Source organism: Streptomyces sp. CC224B, assembly GCF_030010595.1.
In the GTDB taxonomy this organism is placed as follows: domain Bacteria; phylum Actinomycetota; class Actinomycetes; order Streptomycetales; family Streptomycetaceae; genus Streptomyces; species Streptomyces longispororuber.
Map to the genome: position 1 here is coordinate 1 of NZ_JASCXL010000247.1, position 1,008 is coordinate 1,008.

1 protein-coding gene is annotated in these 1,008 nt (G+C 71.5%); it reads left to right on the forward strand.

Annotated elements, in window-relative coordinates:
• Positions 1–13: 13 nt before the first annotated feature.
• The coding region (locus QK440_RS41180; protein ID WP_282798387.1) for an AMP-binding protein at positions 14–1,008 on the forward strand (995 nt) is incomplete at its 3' end.

Genomic DNA, 1,008 nt, shown 5'->3' on the forward strand with positions numbered 1-1,008 from the left:
CACCCGCGAACGAATGGCGCTGGACACCGACTCCCGCGTCCTGCAGGTGGCCTCACCCAGCTTCGACGCGGCGTTCTGGGAGCTGGTGCAGACCCTGACCATCGGAGCCACGCTCGTGGTGCCGCGCCAGCGCCGCCTGGTCGGCGACGACCTCTACCGCACCCTGGCCCAGCGGCACATCACTCACGTGATGCTGCCACCCAGTGTCGTCACGACGCTGCCGGAGGAGGGCACGCACGCCCTGACCGGGCTACGGGTCCTGACCGTGGGTGGCGAAGCATGCCCACCGGGCCTGGCCGCCAACTGGGCACCGGGACGGCGCCTGATCAATGCCTACGGGCCCGCTGAGACGACGGTGTGCGGCGCCATCAGCGCCCCGCTCACCTCCGACCACGTCCCGATCGGCACCGCCGTGGCCGACAACCGGGTCCGCGTCCTGGACCACCACCTCGCCCTGGTACCGCCCGGCACACCAGGTGAGCTCTACATCGCCGGCCCCAGCCTCGCACGCGGCTACCTGAATCAGCCCGCACTCACCGCCGAACGCTTCCTCCCCGACCCCTACGGCCCGCCCGGCCGCCGCATGTACCGCACCGGCGACATCGTCCGCTGCGGCACCGAGGGCCAACTGGAATACCTCGGCCGCACCGACGACCAGGTCAAACTGCGCGGCCTGCGCATCGAGCCCGGCGAAGTCCAGGCTGTGCTGAGTGAGCACCCCGGTGTGGCACAGGCGATCGTCGTCTGCCATGAGCAGGGCGGCGACCGGCGTCTGGTGGGCTACGTGGTGCCCATCAAGGGCGACGGCCTGCCTGCCCCCGCGGAACTACGCCGCTTCGCCGCAGCGCGGCTGCCCGACTTCATGGTCCCGGCCACGTTCGTCCTCCTGGACGAGCTGCCCCTGACCGCCAACGGCAAGCTGGACCGCGCAGCGTTGCCCGCACCGGACTTCGTTCCCCGGGCTGCCGGCCGTGTTCCGCGCACGTTGCGGGAGGAGCTGCTGTGCGA